This is a genomic window from Microbacterium sp., assembly GCF_031179285.1.
GTDB lineage: Bacteria > Actinomycetota > Actinomycetes > Actinomycetales > Microbacteriaceae > Microbacterium.
Window position 1 is genome coordinate 71,291 of record NZ_JAPSHY010000009.1, and the last position, 13,887, is coordinate 85,177.

At 68.8% G+C, this 13,887-nt stretch carries 14 protein-coding genes; 13 read left to right on the forward strand and 1 reads right to left on the reverse strand.

Annotation, left to right across the window (positions count from 1 at the left end):
* Positions 1–37: 37 nt before the first annotated feature.
* From RIN18_RS07775 to RIN18_RS07810, 8 genes are all read left to right on the forward strand, one after another.
* Positions 38–1,051 carry an iron chelate uptake ABC transporter family permease subunit gene (locus RIN18_RS07775; RefSeq protein WP_309103462.1) on the forward strand — a complete coding sequence of 338 codons (1,014 nt, stop codon included), beginning with the start codon at positions 38–40 and terminating at the stop codon, positions 1,049–1,051.
* Positions 1,048–1,848 carry an ABC transporter ATP-binding protein gene (locus RIN18_RS07780; RefSeq protein ID WP_309103389.1) on the forward strand — a complete coding sequence of 267 codons (801 nt, stop codon included), beginning with the start codon at positions 1,048–1,050 and terminating at the stop codon, positions 1,846–1,848. Before RIN18_RS07775 ends, RIN18_RS07780 begins: the two co-directional genes overlap by 4 nt.
* A complete protein-coding gene (locus RIN18_RS07785; RefSeq protein WP_309103390.1) occupies positions 1,838–2,791 on the forward strand; it encodes a siderophore-interacting protein in 954 nt (317 codons plus the stop codon). The genes RIN18_RS07780 and RIN18_RS07785 overlap by 11 nt, the downstream gene beginning before the upstream one ends.
* 102 nt (positions 2,792–2,893) lie before the next feature.
* Positions 2,894–3,232, forward strand: a complete 339-nt coding sequence (locus RIN18_RS07790; RefSeq protein ID WP_309103391.1) for a metalloregulator ArsR/SmtB family transcription factor — start codon at positions 2,894–2,896, stop codon at positions 3,230–3,232.
* On the forward strand, positions 3,225–4,529 hold the full coding sequence (locus RIN18_RS07795) for an alpha/beta fold hydrolase (RefSeq protein WP_309103392.1): 1,305 nt from the start codon (positions 3,225–3,227) through the stop codon (positions 4,527–4,529). Before RIN18_RS07790 ends, RIN18_RS07795 begins: the two co-directional genes overlap by 8 nt.
* Positions 4,530–4,724: 195 nt before the next feature.
* Complete coding sequence (locus RIN18_RS07800; protein WP_309103393.1) at positions 4,725–5,585, forward strand: ABC transporter ATP-binding protein; 861 nt, start codon at positions 4,725–4,727, stop codon at positions 5,583–5,585.
* A 39-nt stretch (positions 5,586–5,624) separates the two neighbouring features.
* Entirely contained in the window at positions 5,625–6,659 is a 1,035-nt protein-coding gene (locus RIN18_RS07805; RefSeq protein WP_309103394.1) for an iron-siderophore ABC transporter substrate-binding protein, read from the forward strand.
* Positions 6,656–8,704, forward strand: a complete 2,049-nt coding sequence (locus RIN18_RS07810; protein WP_309103395.1) for an iron ABC transporter permease — start codon at positions 6,656–6,658, stop codon at positions 8,702–8,704. Before RIN18_RS07805 ends, RIN18_RS07810 begins: the two co-directional genes overlap by 4 nt.
* Before the next feature lie 276 nt (positions 8,705–8,980).
* On the opposite strand, the gene RIN18_RS07815 is transcribed toward RIN18_RS07810, so the two are convergent.
* On the reverse strand, positions 8,981–9,823 hold the full coding sequence (locus tag RIN18_RS07815) for an alpha/beta hydrolase (protein WP_309103396.1): 843 nt from the start codon (positions 9,821–9,823) through the stop codon (positions 8,981–8,983).
* A gap of 93 nt (positions 9,824–9,916) precedes the next feature.
* Here RIN18_RS07815 and RIN18_RS07820 point away from each other — a divergent pair, with 93 nt between their 5' ends.
* From RIN18_RS07820 to RIN18_RS07840, 5 genes are all read left to right on the forward strand, one after another.
* On the forward strand, positions 9,917–10,480 hold the full coding sequence (locus RIN18_RS07820; RefSeq protein WP_309103397.1) for a TetR/AcrR family transcriptional regulator: 564 nt from the start codon (positions 9,917–9,919) through the stop codon (positions 10,478–10,480).
* 62 nt (positions 10,481–10,542) lie between these two features.
* Positions 10,543–11,229, forward strand: coding sequence for a GTP pyrophosphokinase family protein (locus tag RIN18_RS07825; protein WP_309103398.1), 687 nt, complete (start codon positions 10,543–10,545; stop codon positions 11,227–11,229).
* An 82-nt stretch (positions 11,230–11,311) separates the two neighbouring features.
* Positions 11,312–12,925, forward strand: a complete 1,614-nt coding sequence (locus tag RIN18_RS07830) for a molybdopterin-dependent oxidoreductase (protein ID WP_309103399.1) — start codon at positions 11,312–11,314, stop codon at positions 12,923–12,925.
* 38 nt (positions 12,926–12,963) lie between these two features.
* Complete coding sequence (locus tag RIN18_RS07835) at positions 12,964–13,449, forward strand: MogA/MoaB family molybdenum cofactor biosynthesis protein (protein WP_309103400.1); 486 nt, start codon at positions 12,964–12,966, stop codon at positions 13,447–13,449.
* Positions 13,449–13,883 carry a molybdenum cofactor biosynthesis protein MoaE gene (locus RIN18_RS07840; RefSeq protein ID WP_309103401.1) on the forward strand — a complete coding sequence of 145 codons (435 nt, stop codon included), beginning with the start codon at positions 13,449–13,451 and terminating at the stop codon, positions 13,881–13,883. The genes RIN18_RS07835 and RIN18_RS07840 overlap by 1 nt, the downstream gene beginning before the upstream one ends.
* Positions 13,884–13,887 lie beyond the last annotated feature (4 nt).

The following is a 13,887-nucleotide window of genomic DNA, read 5'->3' on the forward strand; positions in this document are numbered from 1 at the left end:
GACCGCTCCCGCCGCGCAGGCGCCCGACCGCACCGCGATGATCATCGCGGGCCGCCGGTCTCGCCACCGCCGCCATGCCACGGCATCGATCGCGCTGGCGGTGCTGCTCGTCGCACTGATCGCGGTCGCCCTCATGGTCGGCAACACCTTCTACGGGCCCGTCGAGGTGGCGCAGGTCATCGTCGGGATGCCGGTGCCGGGTGCGTCGTTCACGGTCGGCGAGCTGCGACTGCCGCGCACGGTGCTCGCCGTTCTCTCGGGTCTCGCCTTCGGCATCGCCGGCGTCTCGTTCCAGACGCTGCTGCGAAACCCCCTCGCCTCTCCCGACATCATCGGCATCTCGTGGGGCGCGAGCGCCGCCGCCGTGGTCGGCATCATCGTGCTCTCGCTCGACGGTCCGCTGGTCTCGCTGATGGCGCTCGGCGGCGCACTCGTCACCGCCGCCGCGATCTACCTGCTCTCGAACAAGGGGGGCTTCGCCGGCACCCGGCTCATCCTCATCGGCATCGGCGTCGCGGCGATGCTGCAGAGCGTGGTGTCGTACCTGCTCTCGCGTGCCGCGCAGTGGGACATCCAGACGGCGATGCAGTGGCTCACCGGAAGCCTGAACGAAGCATCCTGGGAACGCATCGTGCCGCTCGCCATCGCCTCGGCGGTCATCCTCCCTGCGATGTTCTCGCAGGGCCGATCGCTCGGGGCGCTGCAGCTCGGCGATGATTCGGCCGCCGGACTCGGGGTGCGCGTGGAGGGCACGAGGGTGCTGTTCATCCTCGGCGCCGTCGCCGTGCTCGCCTTCGCCACCGCCGCCACCGGTCCGATCGTGTTCGTCGCGTTCATGGCAGGTCCCATCGCCGCGCGCATCACCGGACCGGGCGCGAGCCTGCTGCTGCCCGCCGCGCTCGTCGGTGCCCTGCTCGTGCTGGGCGGCGACCTCATCGGGCAGTTCGCACTCGACGGGCGCTACCCGGTCGGCGTGATCACCGGTGTGCTCGGGGCGCCGTACCTCATCTACCTGCTCATCCGCACCAACCGCTCGGGAGGCTCGCTGTGACCGAGGCGCACACATTGACGGCCGAGGGCGTCACGCTGTCGTACGGAGACCGGATCGTCATCGACGCGCTCGATCTGCGGATCGCGCCCGGAAGGATCACGACGATCGTCGGGGCGAACGGCTGCGGCAAGTCCACGCTCCTGCGTGCGCTCGCACGGCTGCTGAATCCGCGTACCGGCCAGATCGTGCTCGACGGCAAGTCCGTGCATGCCCGCCCGACCAAGGAAGTCGCCCGGATCCTCGGTCTGCTGCCCCAGTCGCCGGTGGCGCCGGAGGGCATCGCCGTCGCCGACCTCGTCGGCCGTGGCCGGCATCCGCATCAGAAGGTGCTCTCGCGGTGGAGCACGCACGACTACGAGGTCGTCGCCGATGCCCTGGCAGCGACCGGCATCACCGACCTCGCCGATCGCAGCGTCGACGAGCTGTCCGGCGGCCAGCGGCAGCGTGTCTGGATCGCGATGGCGCTGGCGCAGGAGACCGACATCCTGCTGCTCGATGAGCCGACCACCTTCCTCGACGTCGCCCACCAGGTCGAGGTGCTCGACCTGCTCACCGACCTCAGCGTCTCGCGCGGCACCACGATCGTCATGGTGCTGCACGATCTGAACCTCGCCGCCCGTTACGCGGACGAACTCGTCGCCATGAAGGACGGCCGCGTGCACGCCATCGGTGCGCCGAGTGAGGTCGTCACCTCAGGCCTCGTCGAAGAGGTCTTCGGCATGGCCAATCAGATCACCACCGACCCGGTATCAGGAAAGCCGATGGTCACACCAATCGGGAGGCATCATGTCCGCTGAGACCACCACGACTGAGCGTCCGACCTACGCCCTCGCCCGCGCCGAGGTGCGCCGGGTCGAACGCGTCTCGCCGAACTTCGCGCGGGTGACCTTCGGCGGTGGACAGCTGTCGGAGTTCGGCACGCCGGGTGAGGTCTTCGACGCTCGCATCAAGCTCGTCTTCCCGCCGGCATCCGGCATCCTTCCGCCACTGGACGGCGACGGCGATGACTGGTGGGGCTCGTTCCTCGCCGTTCCCGAGGCAGAACGCGGGTCGATGCGCACGTACTCGGTGCGTCAGCTGCGGGTGACGGATGCCGGGACCGAGGTCGACGTCGATTTCGTGCTGCACCTCGAGCCCGGCCTCTCGGGTCCGGCGTCGCGGTGGGCGAGTGCGGCGACCGTCGGGCAGGAGCTGTTCCTCATCGGCCCGCGTCGAGGCGTCGCCGACCACGGCGGCATCGAATACGCGCCGGGGAACGCCGGGAGTGTGGTGCTCGCCGGCGACGAGACCGCCGCTCCCGCGATCGCGCGCATCCTCGAAGACGCTCCGCGAGACCTGACGGGCGTCGCGTTCATCGAGGTGCCCTCGCCGCCCGACGTCCTGCCGATCGACGCCCCGGCCGGCGTCGAGGTCCGGTGGCTGCCGCGCACACCGGGTCAGCTCCACGGCCACGAGCTCATCCCCGCGGTGCTCGGCTATCTCGGCGATGCCGATGCCGACGACGAGATCACCGTGAAGGACATCGAGGGAGAAGAGCTGCTCTGGGAGACTCCGGCGCACTCCAACCTGGGGGAGGAGTTCGCCTCGGCGGATGCTCCGGCCGAACGCTACTTCTGGATCGCCGGCGAGAGCGGCGTCGTCACCACTCTGCGCCGCCACCTGGTGAAAGACCTCGGCGTCGACCGCAAGCAGGTCGCCTTCATGGGCTACTGGCGCCGCGGCGTCGCCATGCGGGGTTGAGCTGAGAGTTCCACGCAGAAGCCGCAGCGCCGCGACTCACTCCCACATTCGCAACCTAAATATATAGTTGCGTGTATATAACGTTGGCTATATATTCGTTACATGCCCAGCATCGTTCAGCAGCAGTTGACTGTAATCTCGGAGCCGACTCGGTTCCGGATCGTCGAGTTCCTCAAGGATGGCCCGCGGTCCGTCGGCGGTATCGTCGACGACCTGAACATGGGTCAACCTCAGGTGTCCCGGCACCTGAGGCTGCTTGCTGAGGCAGGCGTGGTCGATGTGACGAAGCGTGCACAGCAGCGGATCTATGAGCTTCGTCCGGCCGCTATGCAGGGTCTGAGTGATTGGACCCAGCAGTTCGCCGGCCTATGGTCGGAGCGACTGGATCGCCTCGGCGCCTTCCTCGATGAGACGAGCAGTGGAGGCGCGGACGATGCCTGACAATGGCATCTTCATAGATCGGGATCGCAACACCGTACGCATCAGCCGCACCTACGCTGCGTCGGTCGATCGGACATGGTGGGCATGGACCGACCCTCACGCCATCGCGCAATGGTGGGGGCCGACGGGCTGGGCGGCGACCGTGTACGAGATGGATGTACGCGCCGGCGGCAGGTGGCGATTCCAGCTCGCCCCGGAAGACGGATCCGCCCCGCCGATCCGCGGTGTCGCGACCTACAGACTCGTGAACCCGCACATCGAACTGGCGTACGAGGACAGTTTCGCCGATGACGCCTGGCAACCCGACGAGTTGGGCACCTTTCCGACATCCGTCACCTTCGAACCGGGACGCACTGGCTGCCGCGTTGCGGTCGAAGCGACCTTCCCCGACAGCAATGCCCTGCGACGGGCGGTCGAGCTGCAGATGGCCGACGGCTATGCCGAAGCACTCGAGCGGCTCGACGACCTGCTGGACACAACCCAAGGAGAAACGAACATGCAGACCCTCACTTCCGCCGACGGCACCACGATCGCCTATCAGCAGGCCGGCGCGGGCCCGGCGATCATCATTATCAGCAATGTCGCCGAGGATCACACGGCGGTGGCAGGCCTCAGCACCGCGCTGTCCGAGCACTTCACGGTGATCAGCTTCGACCGCCGCGGACGCGGAGAGAGCGGCGACCCGCAGCCCTATGACCCGGCCCGTGAACTCGAAGACATCGCCGCGCTCGTCGAGGTCGCGGGTGGCTCGGCTGCCCTGACGAGTGGCTCCGGCGGCTGCGCGATCGCGCTGGACGCTGCGACCGCGCTCGGCGACAAGGTCATTGGGGTCTACCTCTACGACCCGCCATTCTTCGTCGACGATTCCCGCCCGCCGGCACCTGCTGACTACGTCGAGCACGTGGAAGAACTAGTGGGTTCGGGCAGGCGTAGCGAGGCCGTCGAGTACGTGATGACCGAGATGGTCGGTGTCCCGGCCGAGTACATCGGTCCGATGAAGGAGGATCCCTCGTGGGATGAAATGGTCCGGTACGCCCACACGTTCGCATATGAGGGCCGAATCCTGCGCGGCCTCCAGGACGGCAAGCCACTGCCCGCCGATCGGTGGTCGATCGACGCCCCGGTGGCGGTTGCTGTCGGTGGCGACAGCGAGTCCTATTTCCGACTGGCCGCCGATGCGCTGGCCCACCTCCTGCCGAATGTCACTGTGCTGACTCTGCCTGGGCAAGGTCACGGCGCGTTCTGGGCGGCGCCCGAGCCGATCGCCGAACAGATTCGCGAGTTTCTGCTCGACTGAGCGAGAGATGTCCGGCTCGACCTGAGTGGTTGTGCCGTCAGGCGCCAGCCGCGGCCGCTGAATCACGCTCCATGCGATCAGTGGGGCGGTCGATCGCCGGTCGCCGACTTCCGCGTCCGCTCCGCCTCGGTCGCCGACTGAAGCACTGTGACGCCGAGATGTGTGATCGACGCGAATAGGTTAGGCTCTCCTAACGTGTCTACCCGTGATCTCCCGATACCCGGCAGTGAGCTTCGTGGCGACGGCCTCGTGCTCTCCTACGGACGTGCCCGCGTCGTCCACGACGTCTCGCTCCGGCTCTCGCCCGGCACCGTTACGGCGCTGATCGGACCAAACGGCAGCGGCAAGTCCACGGTGCTGCGCGCTCTCGCCCGGCTGCACCGCACCGAGGAGGGGCAGGTGCAGATCGGCGTCGACAGCGACCTCCGCGACTCGTCGGCGCTCTCGGCGAAGGAGTTCGCCCGCACCGTGGCGATGCTCTCGCAGTCGCGTCCGCACCCTTCCGGCATCGAGGTGCGCGACGTGGTCGCCTACGGCCGTCACCCTCACCGCGGCCGGTTCTCGGGATCGACGGATGCCGATCGCGCCGCCATCACGCGCTCCCTCGCCCTCGCGGGCCTCACCGACATGGCCGATCGCGCGGTCGACCAGCTCTCCGGTGGCGAGTTGCAGCGCGTGTGGCTCGCCACCGCGCTCGCTCAGGACACCGGCATCCTGCTCCTCGACGAGCCCACCAACCACCTCGACCTGCGCTACCAGATCGAAACCCTCGACCTGGTGCGCGATCTGGCGGACGATCACGGCACCGCCATCGGCGTCGTGCTGCACGATCTCGACCACGCCGCATCCGTCGCCGACGAGGTGGTGCTGATGCATCAGGGCCGCGTGCACGCCGCCGGCGACCCGGCCGACGTCCTCACCGGCGAGAACCTCTCGTATGTCTACGGCCTGCGCATCGAGACCACCGTCGACCCGGTCACCGGGCGCGTGCACGTGCAGCCGCAGGGCCGGCACCACAGCAGGATCCGACGGCTCCCCCTCGCGGCATCCGCCTGATCTCCCTCGACCCACACCCGACCACCCTTTGAGGACACCATGAAGAAGACTCCCTTGATCGCGCTCGCGACCGGCGCAGCGCTGCTGCTCGCGCTCACCGGCTGCGGCACCACGCAGCCGACGACCTCGACCGGCTCCGACGCACCCGCGGCGGCGACCAGCGAGGACTGCGAAGCCGACACGACGGCGACCTCGACCGACCCGGTCACTCTCACCGACGCGTTCGAACGCACGATCGAACTCGACGAGCCGGCCGAGCGCATCGCCGTGCTCGAGTGGCAGCAGGTCGAGGATGCCCTCACCCTGTGCGTCGCGCCGATCGCGGTCGCCGACGCCGAAGGGTTCGGCACCTGGGTCAAGGCGGAGGAGCTTCCGGCGGACGTCATCGACGTCGGAACGCGTCAGGAGCCGAACCTCGATGCGCTGTTCGCCGCCGAGCCCGACCTCGTCATCGTCGAGGCCTACACCCGCGACGACGCGATCATCGGCCAGCTGGAGGCCTACGGCGTCCCGGTGCTCGCGACCCTCGGCGCCGACGCCGCCGACCCGCTCGCGCAGATGCTCGAGACCTTCGAACTCATCGCCCAGGCGACCGGCCGCGAAGAGCGCGCCCAGGTCGTGACCGAGGAGTTCGAGACCCACCTCGCCGACGCCAAGGCGAAGCTCGCGAGCGATGCAGCCGATCTCGACAGCTTCGTCTTCTTCGACGGCTGGATCGACGGCAGCAACGTGTCGCTGCGTCCGTTCGGGCAGGGATCCCTCGTCGGCGAGATCGGGGAAGGACTGGGGCTGACCAACGCCTGGATCGGAGAGGTCGATCCCGCGTACGGGCTCGGCCAGACCGACATCGAGGGCATGACCGCCGTCGGCGATGCGACCCTCATCTACTCCGGCACCAAGGAGGAGGACGGCAGCATCTTCATGGATGCTGTCGAGGGCAACGCCGTGTGGGATTCGCTACCCGCGGTGAAGGACGAGCGAGTGCGGGCGTTCCCTGAGGGCATCTGGATGTTCGGCGGCCCGCGTTCGGCCCAGCAGATCATCGACGCGTACCTCGAGGTGCTGTCCCAGTGACCGTCTCCGAGGCGCGGGAGACGACGGTGGCGGCACCGCTTCCCACCGGACGTTCCTCGCGCCTCGGCGGCGCCGGCATCCTTCTGGGCCTGGCGATCGTGCTGGTCGCGGTCGGATGCTGGCACCTCACGCAGGGGACGAGTGGCGCTGTATTCGCCAACGCCGAGATCCTCGCCGGGGCGCGCATCCCGCGGCTCGCAGCGGGGACGGCGGTGGGGGTGGCCCTCGGGGTCGCGGGCGTCCTGCTGCAGTCGCTCGCCCGCAACGCGCTCGCCTCGCCCGACACCCTCGGCGTCACCGCCGGGGCGTACCTCGCGGTCACGGCGGTCACCGCCCTCGGGATCGCGATCCCGGTGTGGGCCTCGGGCGCCGTCGCCTTCGCGGGTGGCATCGTCGCGGCCGGCATCGTGCTCGGGCTCGCGGGCGGAGCGGGATCGTCGACGACGCGCCTCATCCTGGCAGGCTCCGCGCTCGCCCTCGCCTTCCAGGCCGGCACCTCCACGCTGCTGGTGCTGTTCGACGAGGAGACCAAGGGCCTGTACGCCTGGGGAAGCGGAAGTCTCTCGCAGCTCGGGCTCGAAGCCTTCGTGCAGTCGGCACCGATCATCGTGGTGGTGACGATCGCGGCGATCGTTCTCGCTCGCCGCCTCGACGTCCTGGCTCTCGGCGATGACACGGCGTCGTCGCTGGGCGTTCCGATCCGGTCGACGCGCGTCATCGGCATCCTGCTCGCGGTCGTCCTCATCGCAGTGTCCGTGGCGCTGGCCGGTCCCATGGGTTTCGTGGGGCTCTGTGCTCCGGTGCTCGCTCGCCTGCTCGCGCGGGTGGTGCCGAGCCTTCACCGCCACGCGATGCTCATCCCGACAGCGGGGCTCATCGGCGCGATCATCGTGATCCTCGCCGATGCGGTCCTTCGGATGCTGATCGGCGCCGAAGCCGCGCTGGCTGTGCCGACCGGGGTCGCCACGACGCTGGTCGGCGCGCTCGTTCTCGTGCTGATGGCCCGGCGGCTCCGCGACTCCGGCCCGACCCGTGAACCGCCGAAGGTGCGCTTCGGCGTACGCAGCTCTCGTCGCTTCGCGATCGTCGTCGCGGTCTCCGTCGCCGCGCTCGCCGGCGCCGTCGTCCTCGGACTGCTGGCGGGAAGCACCTGGCTTCTCACCGGTGACATCGCGCTCTGGCTCAGCGGAGAGGCTCCGCCCCTGATCTCCTTCTCCCTCGACGAACGCGCACCACGGGTGGTCGCGGCGGTCGTGGCGGGTGGGGCGCTCGCGCTGTCGGGCGGCATCTTCCAGGCCGTGAGCCGCAACCCGCTCGCCGACCCCGGCATCCTCGGTGTCACCGGCGGTGCCGGTCTCGGAGCCGTGCTGGTGGTGACCAGTGCCGTCGCGTCGACGGCCGGGATGATCGCAGCGGCGCTCGCCGGATCGCTGCTCGCCTTCGCGCTCGTGTATGCGCTGGCGTGGCGGCGGGGTCTCAACGCCGACCGGTTCATCCTCATCGGCATCGGTGTCGCGTACGGCACGACGTCGCTCACGACCTTCTTCCTGTTGCGCGCGAACCCATGGGACACGCCGAGGATCTACACCTGGCTGGCCGGCACCACCTACGGACGGGTCTGGGAGCAGGTGATCCCGGTGGCGATCGTCCTCGCCATCGCGCTTCCGGTCGTGTTCGCCGCCCGCCGCGACCTCGACGTCATGTCGCTCGATGAGGACACTCCGCGGCTCGTGGGCATCAGGCTGGAGCGCAGCCGCCTCGTGCTGCTCGTCATGGCCGCGGTGCTCGCCTCGTTCAGCGTCGCAGCGGTCGGTGTCATCGGCTTCGTCGGCCTGGTCGCCCCTCACGCTGCCCGCGCCCTCGTCGGCTCACGGCACACGCGGGTGATCCCGGTGGCAGTGTTGCTCGGCGCAGTGCTCGTCGCTCTCGCCGACACCCTCGGACGCACGATCATCCTGCCCGCCCAGCTGCCGGCGGGTCTGCTCGTCGCGCTGCTCGGAGCGCCCTACTTCGTCTGGCTGCTCTGGCGCTCGCGCGACGCCTGACCCACTGGGTCGGTCCCCTTCGCCCGTCGGTCCCGGCCACTGGTGCCGAGATCAGGAGAAGTGCCCGAATCAGGGCGATTCCCGTCATATCCTCCTGACCCGGGCATCCGCCCGAGCGGGCCGGCCGCCCGGGACTTCTGCGGCCCGGACACACTTCTGCGGCCAGATCCGAGGATTTTGGCCGCAGAAGCTCGGATTGGCCGCAGAAGTTGCGCGGCGGACCGCAGAAGCCGGGCGGGCGCGGGAGCGGGGAGAGCGCGGATGCCGCCGCACGCCCTACTTCGCCAGGAACTCCTTCAGCGCTGCGTTGACCTCGTCGGCGTGGGTCCAGAGCAGCCCGTGCGGTGCACCCTCGACCTCGACGTAGTCGGCATCCGGCACCGCCTGGTGGAAGCGACGGGCGGTGACATCGATGGGCAGGATGTTGTCCTTCGTGCCGTGCAGGATCAGCGTCGGCCTGCCGGCGGCGCGGACGGCCTCGACATCGTCGCGGAAGTCCTCGATCCAGGATGAGACCACGGCGTAGGCCGCGACGGGAGCGCTGCTGATCGCGACGTTCCAGCTGCCGGTCACCGCTTCCTGGCTGATGCGAGAGCCGAGGTTCTCGTCGAGGTTGTAGAAATCGTTGTAGAACTGCGTGAACCAGGCGAAACGGTCGCCCTTGGCTGCCGCCTCGATGCCGTCGAAGACATCCTGCGGCACGCCCTCGGGGTTGTCGTCGCGCTGCACGAGGAAGGGCTCCAGCGAGGCGAGGAATGCGAGCTTGGCGACACGCTCGTGGCCGTACCGCGACACGTACCGCGCCAGTTCTCCCGTGCCCATCGAGAAGCCCACCAGGATGACGTCCCGAAGATCGAGGGTCTCCAGCACCGTGTTGAGGTCGGCCGCGAAGGTGTCATAGTCGTATCCGCTGCCGACCTTCGAGGACTGCCCGAATCCGCGGCGGTCGTAGGTGATGACGCGGTAGCCGTCGGCGAGGAGCTGACGGGTCTGACGCTCCCAGCTGTGCCCGTTGAGCGGGTAGCCGTGGATGAGCACGACCGGCTGGCCCGCTCCCTGGTCTTCGTAGTAGAGCTCGACGGGTGTGCTGTTCTCGTCTCCGACAGTGATGTAACCCATGATTCGATCCTCTCATCAATCCGAGAACGCTCGTTCTCGCTGGTAGGTCCCACAGTAGAGAACGTCCGTTCTCATGTCAAGTACACTGTTGTCATGGTCGAAGACGAGGCACGCGAGCGGATCCTCTCCGCCGCCGAAGAGCTCTACTACCGCAAGGGATACGCGGCCGTGGGGATGGATGAGTTGCGCGCGGCCGCCGGCGTGTCGCTGAGGCGCCTCTACTCTCTCTTCCCCGCGAAGACGGACATCGTCGCCGCGGTCCTCGCACGCAGGCACGCGGAGTGGGAGTCGTCGCTGTCGGGTGCCGTGGCGGATGCCGGGCCCGATGCCCGCTCGCGGCTGCTCGCCGTGTACGGCTACCTCGAGGAGTGGTTCTGCACCGACAGCTTCCGCGGCTGCGCGTTCATCAACGCGTTCGGCGAACTCGGCGGCACCCACCCCGATGTCGCTGCCGCCGTCCGCGAGCACAAGGCGTCGTTCCAGCGGTACATGGCAGGGCTGGTCGACGAGATCGGGGCGCCGCCGGTGCTCGCGGCGCAGCTTTCGATTCTCGCTGAGGGCGCGCAGAGCACCGCCGCGATCTCCGCCGACCCGCGGGTCGCGGCGCAGGCGCGGGATGCCGCGGAGGTGCTGATCGACGCCGCGATGTCACGCTGATCATCGTCCGCTGCTCGCGAACACCCAGCCGATTCCGATCACGGATGCGTAACGTCACCATCATGACCACGGTTTCCGTCGACGAGCAGGCCATCTCCGAGGCGAAAGAACTCCGCGATCAGTTCCAGCGGTTCCTGCGCGAGTACGAGTTCGGGATGCGCGAAGTCGAGACGAAGATCTCGATCCTCCGCGATGAGTTCACCCACAACCACGCGTACAACCCGATCGAGCACGTGAAGAGCCGCATCAAGTCGCCCGACAGCATCGTCGAGAAGGTGGCACGCAAGGGCATCGAGCCCGATTTCGACACCATCAGGGCCGAGGTCACCGACATCGCGGGCGTGCGCGTGACGTGCAGCTTCGTCGCTGACGTCTACCGTCTGTTCGATCTGCTGACGCAGCAGGACGACGTCACGGTCCGCGTGGTGAAGGACTACATCGCCGATCCGAAGCCCAACGGCTACAAGAGCCTTCACACCATCATCGAGGTACCGGTGTTCCTCTCCACCGGCCCCATCGCGGTCCCCGTCGAGGTGCAGTTCCGCACGATCGCGATGGACTTCTGGGCGAGTCTGGAACACAAGATCCACTACAAGTTCCAGGGGCAGATCCCGGGGCATCTGGTCGACAGCCTCACGGATGCCGCGGATGCCGCGAGTGAACTGGATCTTCGGATGGAACGCCTGCACCGCGAGGCCCATGGCGTCCGTCCCCGCGAACTCGCACCGCCCCGCGTCATCGCGGTCTGAACACCTCCGCGCCGATCGTCGCGATCCGTTCGCGCTGCGGCTCCGAACAAGCAGGGAGCACACCGGGAACAGGGAGAAGACCATGGCGCAGCAGAGCAGTGGCAGGCGGTTCATCGTGTGGGCGGCCCTCGCGGGCGTGATCGGAGGCGCCGTCTTCCTCGCGACAGCAGAGCTGTTCGCCCTGCTTCTCGCGCGATCGGCAAGCCCGATCCTGGCGGTGGGCGGATTCGTCATCGACATCGTGCCGCAGCCGTTCAAGGAGTTCGCGATCGCCACGTTCGGCGAGTACGACAAGATCGCTCTCCTCGCCGGTCTCGGCCTCGCCGTCGTCATCGCCTCGGCGATCGCCGGGATCCTCCAGCTGGTGCGGCCGCCGCTCGGCGTCATCGCGCTGGTCGTCGCGGGGGCGCTCTCGACCGCGGCGATCGTCACTCGCGCCGGCGTGACGGCGCTCGCCTTCCTCCCGCCGCTCCTCGGCACGATCGCCGGGTCCGTCCTCCTCGTGCTTCTCAGCCGCCGCCTGCGCGCATGGCGGGTGTCGACGCTCAGCGACGACGCGCCGGACAGCGCCGCCGCCGACCACGCCGCAGCACCGACCGCTGCCGACCACGCCGCAGCACCGACGGGCGTCGACCGGCGCCGCTTCTTCGTGCTGGCGGGGATCGCCGGAGTGTCCGCCGTCGTCGTCGGCATCGCCTCTCGCACCGTGAGCATGGCGGTCGCTTCCGTGGAGTCGATCCGCAGCGCCCTGCGACTGCCCGCCCCGGGGACGACGGTGACCGTCCCGGCCGGAGCCGAACTCGACATCCCCGGGCTCAGCCCGCTGTTCACCTCGAACAAGGACTTCTACCGCGTCGACACCGCCCTCACCGTCCCCACCATCGACCCCGCGACCTGGCGCCTCGTGATCGACGGCATGGTCGACCAGCGCGTGGAGCTGACCTTCCAGGACCTCCTCGACATGGGGATCGATGAGTACGCGATCACGCTGACCTGCGTCTCGAACGAGGTCGGCGGTGAACTCGTCGGCAACGCGATGTGGCTCGGTGTGCCACTGCGTGACGTGCTCAAGAAGGCCGGCGTGAAATCGGGAGCCGACATGGTGCTGTCCCGCAGTGTCGACGGCTACACCGCCAGCACCCCTCTGGCCGCCCTGACCGACGACGACCTCGACGCGATCCTCGCGGTCGGTATGAACGGCGAGCCGCTGCCGCTCGAGCACGGCTTCCCCGTGCGCATGGTGGTGCCAGGTCTCTACGGCTATGTGTCGGCGACCAAGTGGCTCACCGAGCTCAAGGTCACCACGTTCGCCGACGACGAGGCCTACTGGACCCCGCGCGGCTACAGCGCCAAGGCTCCGATCAAGTTCTCATCGAGGCTCGACACCCCCAGCATCGGCGAAGCGGTTCCCGCCGGTCGCATCCCGATCGCAGGCGTCGCGTGGGCGCAGTCCGTCGGCATCGAGCGGGTCGAAGTCCAGATCGACGACGGCGACTGGATGCCGGCGACGATGTCGACACCCATCAACGACGACACCTGGGTGCAGTGGTTCATGGAGTGGGATGCCACCCCGGGGACGCACTATGTCGCGGTTCGCGCGGTCAACAAGAACGGCGACCTGCAGATCGAGGATCGAGCCCCGATCGCGCCCGACGGTTCGTCCGGCTGGCAGCGCTCCCTCATCCGCGTCACCTGACCCGTGCGCATCCGGTCCCCAGAGCCTAGGGTGGGGCCATGACCCCGCTCACCGCGTCCGTGATCACGGTTTCCGACCGGTGCTTCGAGGGCGTTCGGGAAGATCGCGGCGGGCCGCTGGCGGTCGGACTCCTGCGAGAGGCGGGATTCACCTGCGGCGAGGCCGAGATCGTTCCGGACGGCGCGCGCTCGGTGGAGGACGCGCTGCGCCGGGCCGTGGCGGCGGGGGCACGGCTCATCCTCACCACGGGCGGCACCGGGGTCGGGCCGCGGGATGAGACGCCCGAGGGCACGCGAGCGGTCATCACCCGCGAGATCCCGGGGATCGCGGAGGAGCTGCGCCGCAGCGGGCTCGCCGACACCCCCCTGTCCGTGCTGTCACGCGGCCTCGCCGGCATCGTCGACCCCGAGGGGGCGCTGGTCGTCAATCTGCCCGGATCCACTCGCGCCGTCGCCTCCGGCGTTCCCATCGTGCTCGCGGTGGCCGTGCACACAATCGAACAGGTAGCGGGCGGAGATCACTGATGAACGACGTACGACTGGCGGCCATGTCGGACGAGCCCCTCGATCTCGACGCCCATCTCGCCGCGGTCGAGGATCATCGCCTCGGTGCGGTGACGACCTTCATCGGACGGGTGCGCGACAACGACCCGGACGCGACGACACCCGTCGTCGGCCTGGACTACAGCTCGCATCCGGATGCCGAGGCGACGCTGCGCAGGCTCGCTGAAGAGGCGGTCGCCGGCAGCGGCGCGCCCGCTCTGGTGGCGGTCAGTCACCGCACGGGCCGGCTGGACGTCGGCGATGCCGCTGTCATCATCGCCGTCGCCTCGGAGCATCGTGCCGAGGCGTTCGACGTGTGCCGTGCTGTCATCGAGGCGATCAAGCGGGACCTGCCGGTGTGGAAGCGTCAGCTGGAGTCCGATGGGTCGAGCTCATGGAAGGGGATCGGCGGCTGAGCCG

Coding starts and splice junctions, on each gene's coding strand:
- RIN18_RS07775 (WP_309103462.1), top strand. CDS start 38: ATGATCATCGCGGGCCGCCGGTCTCGCCACCGCCGCCATGCCACGGCA.
- RIN18_RS07785 (WP_309103390.1), top strand. CDS start 1,838: ATGTCCGCTGAGACCACCACGACTGAGCGTCCGACCTACGCCCTCGCC.
- RIN18_RS07790 (WP_309103391.1), top strand. CDS start 2,894: ATGCCCAGCATCGTTCAGCAGCAGTTGACTGTAATCTCGGAGCCGACT.
- RIN18_RS07795 (WP_309103392.1), top strand. CDS start 3,225: ATGCCTGACAATGGCATCTTCATAGATCGGGATCGCAACACCGTACGC.
- RIN18_RS07805 (WP_309103394.1), top strand. CDS start 5,625: ATGAAGAAGACTCCCTTGATCGCGCTCGCGACCGGCGCAGCGCTGCTG.
- RIN18_RS07815 (WP_309103396.1), bottom strand. CDS start 9,823: ATGGGTTACATCACTGTCGGAGACGAGAACAGCACACCCGTCGAGCTC.
- RIN18_RS07820 (WP_309103397.1), top strand. CDS start 9,917: ATGGTCGAAGACGAGGCACGCGAGCGGATCCTCTCCGCCGCCGAAGAG.
- RIN18_RS07825 (WP_309103398.1), top strand. CDS start 10,543: ATGACCACGGTTTCCGTCGACGAGCAGGCCATCTCCGAGGCGAAAGAA.
- RIN18_RS07830 (WP_309103399.1), top strand. CDS start 11,312: ATGGCGCAGCAGAGCAGTGGCAGGCGGTTCATCGTGTGGGCGGCCCTC.
- RIN18_RS07835 (WP_309103400.1), top strand. CDS start 12,964: ATGACCCCGCTCACCGCGTCCGTGATCACGGTTTCCGACCGGTGCTTC.
- RIN18_RS07840 (WP_309103401.1), top strand. CDS start 13,449: ATGAACGACGTACGACTGGCGGCCATGTCGGACGAGCCCCTCGATCTC.